This window comes from Pedobacter sp. 05L430 (assembly GCF_056397585.1).
Genome location: NZ_JBFTNT010000166.1, coordinates 1 through 8,995, shown reverse-complemented (window position 1 = coordinate 8,995; position 8,995 = coordinate 1). Strand labels below are relative to the sequence as shown.

Sequence of the window (8,995 nt, the reverse complement as noted above, 5' to 3'; positions counted from 1 at the left end):
GGATATTAGTTGGTGGTTAAAAGGCTATTTTTTTATTACCTTTGCGCAACTTTTTATTCAAAGAATACATGAGCTTAAACATTCATTACCAAGAAGACTTTAAAGACCGCCACATTGCGCCTAATACTGATGACACAAACGCAATGCTAACCACGCTTGGCGTTGGTTCTGTTGACGAATTAATAGAACAAACTGTTCCACAAAAGATCAGGTTGAAACAACCGTTAAATTTGCCAAAAGCAAAATCTGAAACAGATTACCTGAGCAGCTTAAGACAAACTGCTTCTTTAAACAAAGTTTTCAAATCATATATCGGTCAGGGATATTATGATACTTTAACTCCCGGTGTAATTTTACGTAATGTAATGGAAAACCCGGGATGGTATACTCAATATACTCCTTACCAGGCTGAAATTGCTCAGGGTCGTTTACAGGCTTTGTTGAATTTCCAGACTATGGTTATTGATCTTACCGGTATGGAAATAGCAAATGCATCACTTCTTGATGAAGGTACTGCTGCTGCTGAGGCCATGTTTATGCAATATAGCCTGCGCAAAAATCAACAGGCAACTAAATTCTTTGTTTCTGAATTGTTATTTCCTCAAACAATCGACATCTTAAAAACCCGTGCAAATCCTTTTGGAATTGAATTGGTAATTGGTGCGCATGACTCGTTTGAGCTAAATGAAGAATTCTTCGGAGCAATTATTCAATATCCTGCCGGAAACGGTGAAGTATTTGATTATACTGCTTTTGCTCAAAAAGCACATGAAAAAAATGTTAAAGTTACAGTTGTTGCCGACTTACTTAGCTTAACCTTATTAACTCCTCCGGGAGAGTGGGGCGCAGATGTTGTAGTTGGAACAACACAACGTTTTGGTGTACCAATGGGATTTGGTGGGCCTCATGCTGCGTTTTTTGCGACTAAAGATGAATACAAACGCTCAATCCCAGGACGTATCATTGGTGTAACCATCGATAGTAATAACAACTATGCCTTACGCATGGCTTTGCAAACAAGAGAGCAACATATCCGTAGAGATAAAGCTACTTCTAACATTTGTACAGCACAGGCACTATTGGCTATTATGGCTGGTTTCTACGCTGTTTATCATGGCCCTAAAGGATTAAAGCTTATTGCAGAGCGTACACACGGCCTGGCAATTACATTAGCTAAATCATTAGAGAAAATAGGCTACAAACAGTTAAACAAAGCATATTTCGACACCATTCAGTTAGACCTTGGCGATTTAGTTGATTCTATTCACAGAGAATGCATCGACAATGAAATCAACCTTAACTATAAAGGAAGTGTAGTTACCATCGCTCTTGATGAAACTACTTCAGTTGAAGATATAAAGCTATTAACTAAAATATTCTCAAAAGTAAAAGCAATTGCTGCTGATGCTGTTGAGCTGGCTGATGAAAACGTTGAAACTGTAATTCCTGCAAATTTACAACGTAAATCTGCCTATTTAACACATCCGGTATTTAACGCGCACCATTCTGAACATGAAATGTTGCGTTATATAAAATCATTAGAGACTAAAGATCTTTCTCTTTGTCATTCGATGATTGCTTTGGGTTCATGTACAATGAAGCTAAATGCAACAACTGAAATGATTCCGGTTACATGGCCTGAATTTGGCAAAGTGCATCCTTTTGCTCCTGCTGATCAGGTAGCTGGATACTATACGGTATTTAATGAGCTTGACAGATGGTTAAGTGAAATTACCGGTTTTGCTGCTATGAGTTTACAGCCAAACGCCGGTGCTCAAGGCGAGTATGCAGGTTTAATGGTAATCAGAGCTTACCATCAGGATCGTGGCGATGCTCATCGTAACATCGCGTTAATCCCTTCGTCTGCTCATGGAACTAACCCGGCTTCTGCGGCAATGGCAGGTATGAAGATTGTGGTTGTAAAATCATTAGAAAACGGAAATATTGATGTTGAGGATTTAAAAGCTAAAGCAATTGAACATGCAGCCAATCTTTCTTGTTTAATGGTAACCTACCCTTCTACACACGGTGTATTTGAAGAAAGCATAGTAGACATTTGTAACATCATTCACGAAAATGGTGGCCAGGTTTACATGGATGGAGCCAACATGAATGCTCAGGTTGGTTTAACCAGCCCTGCAAATATCGGTGCCGATGTTTGTCACCTTAACTTACATAAAACATTCTGTATTCCTCACGGTGGTGGTGGCCCTGGCATGGGTCCGATTGGCGTTGCAAAACACCTTGTCCCTTATTTACCAGGACATGCCGTGGTAGACATCAATAATGATAAATCCATTCATGCAGTTTCTTCGGCACCATGGGGTTCAGCTTCAATTCTGATCATATCTCATGCTTATATAGCAATGATGGGTAGCGAAGGATTAACCAACGCTACAAAGTATGCGATATTGAATGCCAACTATATGAAGGCTCGTTTAGAAAAACATTATCCTGTACTTTATTCAGGCGCTAATGGCCGTTGTGCACACGAAATGATCTTAGATTGCCGAGGATTTAAAAACTTCGGTATTGAGGTTGTTGATATTGCAAAACGCTTGATGGATTACGGATTCCATGCGCCTACTGTTTCTTTCCCGGTTGCCGGAACATTAATGGTTGAGCCAACAGAAAGTGAGCCTAAACATGAGTTAGATCGTTTCTGTGATGCTTTAATTGCCATTAGAAATGAAATAACTGCCGTTGAAACTGGCGAGCTTGACAAAACTGATAACCCACTAAAAAATGCTCCGCACACTGCAGCTGTAGTAACCGGTAATGAATGGAATCATGGCTACAGCAGACAAACTGCAGCCTTCCCACTACCTTATGTAGCTGCTTACAAATTCTGGCCATCGGTTGGAAGAGTAAATGATTCATTTGGCGACAGATCATTGGTTTGTGCTTGCCCGCCGATTGAAAGCTATGCAGAAGATCTAGCTTAAAAACTTATCATAGGTCAACTTTGGCCGTTAAACCTTTTGATACATTTGTTCTATTAAATGTATCAAAAGGCTAAAACAGACCTTAGTATTAAAAAATTAAATTAGAATACAATGAAATTAAAAATCACTTCGCTGGCATTACTTTTAATAGTATTTGTCTCTTCGGCATTTATTGCTCCTGTGTTTAAGGCAACTACTTATAAAGTGGATGTTGAGAAATCATCATTAACATGGGTTGGCAAAAAACTTACAGGCAGTCACAATGGAACTATCGATCTTCAGTCAGGAAGTTTGATTTTCAATGATAAAAAACTGGCAGGTGGCAATTTCACTATAAATATGGCAACGATTAAAGATGCCGACAAAAGTGAAAAGTTAGAAGGCCATTTAAAAGCGGATGACTTTTTTGGAGTTGATAAATTTGCAACCTCTGCTTTTGTAATTAAAAAGATTACAAATACAGGAGCCAATACGGCAAATGTAACAGGTAATCTTACCATTAAAGGCATTACAAATTCTATCACTTTCCCTGCAACTATTGCCTGGAATGCAGATGGATCAGTAACTGCTACCGCTGAAAAAGTTACTGTGGACAGGACTAAATTTGGTATTAAATTTAGATCAAAAGGAATGTTCCCTGATGTTGGCGATAAAATGATCTATGATGATTTTGAACTGACTATCAAGCTTGTGGCAAAAAAATAAAAAAATAGAAACTAGAAGCCATTATTCATTTAATGGCTTTTTTTTTGCTCTTATAAATATACTTGTTAAAACATTCAAATATGTTTTAATTTTGGACTTTACATTTTCCGCTCTCTACGAAATTTATGGGAAACTCTAGAATCAATATGCTTGTAATTGATGATGATGACATCAATATATTTATCATAAAAAAAGTGATAGAAAAGACAGGCTATGAGGTAGACATGATTTCGAAAAGTAATGGCCAATTAGCTGTAGATTATTTAACCAGCATCGCTAATAATGTAGAAATTTTTCCACACATCATCTTGGTTGACATCAACATGCCTGTTCTTAATGGCTGGGAATTTCTGGAAGTTTATGAAAAACTTAACATCCAGCGCCAAAAGGTTTTCTTGTATATGCTCTCTTCATCTGTTTATGAGTATGATATTGAGAAAGCTAAAGGCTTCAAATCGGTTGATGGATTTATTTCTAAACCTTTAACCATAGAAAGGCTTAAAGAGCTTTTACAGTTGGTTGTTCCTTAAATTATTTTAAACTGCCCATCGGTATAGGTTATATAACCGGTAGCCTTACTTTTTGCATGATAAAAAAGGCAATTCCAATTCTCTTCTGCTGCTTTTTTGCCAAACTCTTCTCGTAGTTCCATTGCCTTTCGACCATCGAAATCATATTTGGCAATAAATCTCCTTAACAGCTCTTCAGGTTCGGGTAAAACATCACCTCCAAAAAACACTTTATCTACCCCATCGTCCAATAAAAACACCTGATGAAACGGACAGTGTGCCCCCGTTAGTTCATAACTAATCTCATCAGTAAGCTGACCAGAGTTTTCAACAAATTTCAGTTGTGCATTGCGCTGTAAAAAATCAAATATTTCAGTTTTATAAGATGAAGAGGTGTTTGTAAACGCATTCTCCCACTCTCCATGTTGAATAACATAAGTTGCATGCGGAAAGCTTAATTCCACACTACCATCTAGCTTGTTATGAACCATACCTCCAGAATGATCAAAATGCAGGTGAGACATTAAAACCATGTCTACATCCTCAGGATCAAAACCAGCTTTCCTGATATTTTTATGTAAAATCAGCTGCCCATCCTCATCACTATACCCTAAGCCTGTATCGAACAAAACAAGACTATTTTTTAGCTTAACTAAAAAGGGTTGTACGTGTATAAAAAGGGAGGCAGGGCGATCTTTAGGATTATCTTTTTCGGCATTAAAAGGTATAAATTTTTTAGTAGCGTCTACAGAATAAGATCCTTCGTATAAAGTGAAAACTTGCAATGGCGTAGTTATTAGTAAGAAAATTAAATGATATATTTACAACAATATCATTGCAAAGATAGGGAACCTCCATGAAGTTAACACGCTGGCAATAAAATAAACAGAAGTTTATGCAAGCTTCGCAGAGAAAAAGAAGACAGGTATTAGATGAAAAAAAGATGGGTGCAGGCCGCAAAGGGCAATACAGAAACAACAGATTTGCTTGCACAACAATTAAACATAGACAATAGCTTAGCACAAATATTAGTTCAAAGGGGTATTTCTTCCTTTGATATTGCACGTGACTATTTTAGGCCTCAGATGTCTCATTTACATGATCCTTTTTTGATGAAGGATATGGATAAAGCCATCGATCGAATTGACGTAGCCCTAGCCAAAAAAGAAAAAATATTAATATATGGAGACTATGATGTTGATGGCACAACATCAGTTGCGCTTGCATTCAGTTTCTTTAGTCAATTTACATCAGACATTGAATATTATATTCCCGATAGGCATAAAGAAGGCTATGGCATTTCAACAGCTGGAATTGATTATGCTGCAAAAAATGGCTTTACTTTAATCATTGCTCTTGATTGCGGAATAAAATCTAATGACAAAATTGCTTACGCTAATACCTTAAATATAGATTTTATTATTTGCGATCACCATTTACCCAGCKATGAACTTCCCGCAGCAATCGCAATACTTGATCCCAAACGTAATGACTGCGCCTACCCTTTTAAAGAACTTGCAGGCTGCGGTATTGGGTTTAAACTTGCCCAGGCTTATTGTGACACACATCAGCTACCTGCCGAAAATTATGAGCAGTATATAGACTTAGTAATGGTAAGTATTGCTGCGGATATTGTACCAGTAATTGATGAGAACAGAATCCTAGCGTATCATGGCTTAATTAAGTTAAATGCTAAGCCTTGTGTTGGATTAAAGGCGTTAATGGAAATTTCCGGAAAGAGCAAGGATTACACACTTACAGACGTAGTGTTTACATTGGCGCCCCGAATAAATGCGGCAGGAAGAATGGATCATGCATCGGAAGCTGTTAAAATGTTACTTTGTACTGAAAGTTCTCTGGCTCAGGAACAGAGTTTATTTATCAACATACAGAACACTGATCGTAAAACATCCGATCAAAACATGACTGCCGAAGCACTTGCTTTGATTGAAGAATGCGATATCCTTGTAAATAAAAAAACTACAGTGGTGTATCATGAAAGCTGGAATAAAGGCGTAATTGGGATTGTTGCTTCGAGGTTGATTGAAAAATACTATCGACCAACTGTTGTGCTTACAGCTTCAAATGGATTACTTACGGGTTCAGCCAGGTCTGTTGCTGGGTTCGACCTATATGAAGCATTACTTGGTTGTCAGGACCTTTTGGTTCAGTTTGGTGGACATAAATTTGCTGCCGGGCTAACTATAAAACCTGAAAATATTCAATTATTTTCTGATCGTTTTGAAAATATCGTTGCTTCAACCATAACGGATGACTTACTAAGCCCTGAAATAAATATCGATACAGAAATTGAGTTTGGCCAGATAGATGGTAAATTTCAACGTATTGTAGCACAAATGGCCCCATTTGGCCCACTAAATACAGCACCCGTTTTTGTTTCACATAATGTATTTATTACAGGAAAACCTTATGTTGTAGGTATAAAACATTTAAAATTAAATTTAAAACAACAAAATTCCACTATTTTTGAAGGCATTGGATTTGGCTTGGCAGAATATGAATCGCTTTTGCAACCAAACCAGCCCTTCTCTGTTTGTTATACAGTGGAAGAAAATATATGGAAAGATCAACGGCGCTTGCAACTAAACATTAAAGCGATAGAAATTGATAACTAATATAATTAGATGATATTAAGAGCTGAAAATCTGATAAAAAAATATAAACAACGTACTGTTGTTAACGACGTTTCGTTTAGTGTTAGTCAGGGTGAAATTGTTGGTTTATTAGGCCCAAATGGTGCTGGAAAAACCACCTCTTTTTATATGATTGTGGGTCTGATTAAACCAAATGAGGGTACAATATATTTAGATGAGGAGGATATTACTACCGACCCAATGTACCGAAGGGCACAAAAAGGTATTGGATACTTAGCTCAGGAAGCTTCAGTTTTCAGAAAACTTTCAGTGGAAGATAATATCATGGCCATTTTAGAAATGACTAAAATGAGCAAAGAAGAACGCCATGAGCAACTGGAAGAACTCATTACTGAATTTAGCTTACACAAGGTACGTAAGAACCGAGGCGACCTGCTTTCAGGAGGAGAACGCAGAAGAACTGAAATTGCCAGGGCACTTGCAGCCAGTCCAAACTTCATTTTATTGGATGAACCATTTGCAGGAGTAGACCCTATTGCTGTTGAGGAAATTCAGACCATCGTAGCCAAACTAAAACAAAAAAACATAGGTATTCTGATTACCGACCACAACGTACAGGAAACTCTATCAATCACCGACAGAGCTTATTTACTATTTGAGGGTAAAATCCTCGAATCCGGCACTCCGGAAGTACTTGCTGCCAACGAAATGGTAAGACGGGTTTACTTAGGCTCTAATTTCGTATTACGAAGTAAAAACTTATAATTCACTACTTAAACAAAAGCATGGCAATTGTAAATTCAATTTTTACCTGGTATATGAAAAAGCGCGTTCACCAGATTGAGCTTTTTATGAAGTACCCACATGATGTACAGGAAGAATGGTTTCAAAAACTAATTTCCAGTGCTGAGGATACTGAATGGGGGGAAAAATATGATTACCGTACTATTGAGACCCCTAAACAATTTAAAGAACGTGTTCCCCTACAGAATTACGATACGCTAAAGCCATATATAGAAAGGATGCTTAAAGGAGAACAAAACATCCTCTGGCCAACTGAAATTAAATGGTTTGCCAAATCATCTGGCACCACCAGCGACAGAAGTAAGTTTATTCCCGTATCAGAGGAATCTTTGCAGGAATGTCATTTTAAAGGAGGGAAAGACATGTTGTCGATTTTCTGCAACAACAGACCTGACAATGAGATTTTTACCGGGAAAGGGCTGGTTCTTGGCGGCAGCCATCAAATTAACCAGCTCAATGAAGACTCCTTTTATGGTGACCTTTCGGCCGTGCTGATCAAAAATCTGCCTATGTGGGCCGAATATTACCGCACACCAAATATCTCCATTGCACTAATGGAGAACTATGAGGAAAAGATGGAAAAAATGGCTGAGGCTACCATCAAAGAGAACGTAACCAATATTGCCGGGGTACCCACCTGGACAATAGTATTGGCTAAAAAAGTATTGGAAATTACCGGCAAAGCCAACTTGCTTGAGGTATGGCCAAATCTTGAGCTTTATATTCATGGTGCAGTAAATTTTAAACCTTACAGAGAGCAGTTCAAAGAACTAATCCCTTGTAATCACATGTATTACCTGGAAACCTATAATGCTTCTGAAGGCTTTTTTGGCATTCAGGATGAAGTAGATTCTGATGAACTTCTGCTGATGCTTGACTACGGCATTTACTACGAATTTTTACCGTTTGAAAAACTTGATGATGAAAATCCTGATACCTTAACTCTTGAACAGGTAGAACTAAATAAAAACTACGCCATCATAATTTCCACAAATGGTGGTCTTTGGCGGTACATGATTGGAGATACCGTTCAGTTCACAAGTCTGTCTCCATACCGAATAAGGATAACAGGCAGAACAAAGCACTTCATAAATGCTTTTGGAGAAGAAGTTATTATAGACAACGCCGAACAAGCGATCTGCAAAGCCTGTGATGCAACAGGAGCAGTTTTTAAAGATTATACTGCTTGCCCAATTTACTTTAAAGGTGAAGAGGTTGGAGGTCATGAATGGATCATCGAATTTGATCATCAGCCAAATGATTTTGAACTCTTTATAGACGTTCTGGACCAGACTTTAAGAGAAGTGAATTCTGATTATGATGCCAAAAGATTTAAAGATATGGCACTACGTCGTCCTAAAGTACATAATGCCCCTAACAATACTTTTTATAACTGGCTAAAATCGAAAGGTAAACT

7 protein-coding genes are annotated in these 8,995 nt (G+C 37.8%); 6 read left to right on the top strand and 1 reads right to left on the bottom strand.

What is annotated here, in order from left to right:
- The first annotated feature begins 68 nt into the window (after positions 1-68).
- The 3 genes from gcvP (at position 69) to AC1DG9_RS18175 (ending at position 4,180) form a co-directional block, all read left to right on the top strand.
- On the top strand, positions 69-2,945 hold the full coding sequence (gene gcvP, locus AC1DG9_RS18185; protein WP_172659342.1) for an aminomethyl-transferring glycine dehydrogenase: 2,877 nt from the start codon (positions 69-71) through the stop codon (positions 2,943-2,945).
- 111 nt (positions 2,946-3,056) lie between these two features.
- Positions 3,057-3,650 carry a YceI family protein gene (locus tag AC1DG9_RS18180; protein WP_172659341.1) on the top strand — a complete coding sequence of 198 codons (594 nt, stop codon included), beginning with the start codon at positions 3,057-3,059 and terminating at the stop codon, positions 3,648-3,650.
- A gap of 125 nt (positions 3,651-3,775) precedes the next feature.
- Entirely contained in the window at positions 3,776-4,180 is a 405-nt protein-coding gene (locus AC1DG9_RS18175) for a response regulator (RefSeq protein WP_172659340.1), read from the top strand.
- On the opposite strand, the gene AC1DG9_RS18170 is transcribed toward AC1DG9_RS18175, so the two are convergent.
- Positions 4,177-4,944, bottom strand: coding sequence for an MBL fold metallo-hydrolase (locus AC1DG9_RS18170; protein ID WP_172659339.1), 768 nt, complete (start codon positions 4,942-4,944; stop codon positions 4,177-4,179). The genes AC1DG9_RS18175 and AC1DG9_RS18170 overlap by 4 nt on opposite strands.
- A 147-nt stretch (positions 4,945-5,091) precedes the next feature.
- On the opposite strand from AC1DG9_RS18170, the gene recJ reads away from it, so the two are divergent.
- From recJ to AC1DG9_RS18155, 3 genes are all read left to right on the top strand, one after another.
- Entirely contained in the window at positions 5,092-6,795 is a 1,704-nt protein-coding gene (recJ, locus tag AC1DG9_RS18165) for a single-stranded-DNA-specific exonuclease RecJ (RefSeq protein WP_477634997.1), read from the top strand.
- 9 nt (positions 6,796-6,804) lie between these two features.
- Positions 6,805-7,539 carry an LPS export ABC transporter ATP-binding protein gene (gene lptB / locus AC1DG9_RS18160; protein WP_172659337.1) on the top strand — a complete coding sequence of 245 codons (735 nt, stop codon included), beginning with the start codon at positions 6,805-6,807 and terminating at the stop codon, positions 7,537-7,539.
- Between the two features lie 20 nt (positions 7,540-7,559).
- On the top strand, positions 7,560-8,995 hold a 1,436-nt coding region (locus tag AC1DG9_RS18155), incomplete at its 3' end, for a GH3 auxin-responsive promoter family protein (protein WP_477634996.1).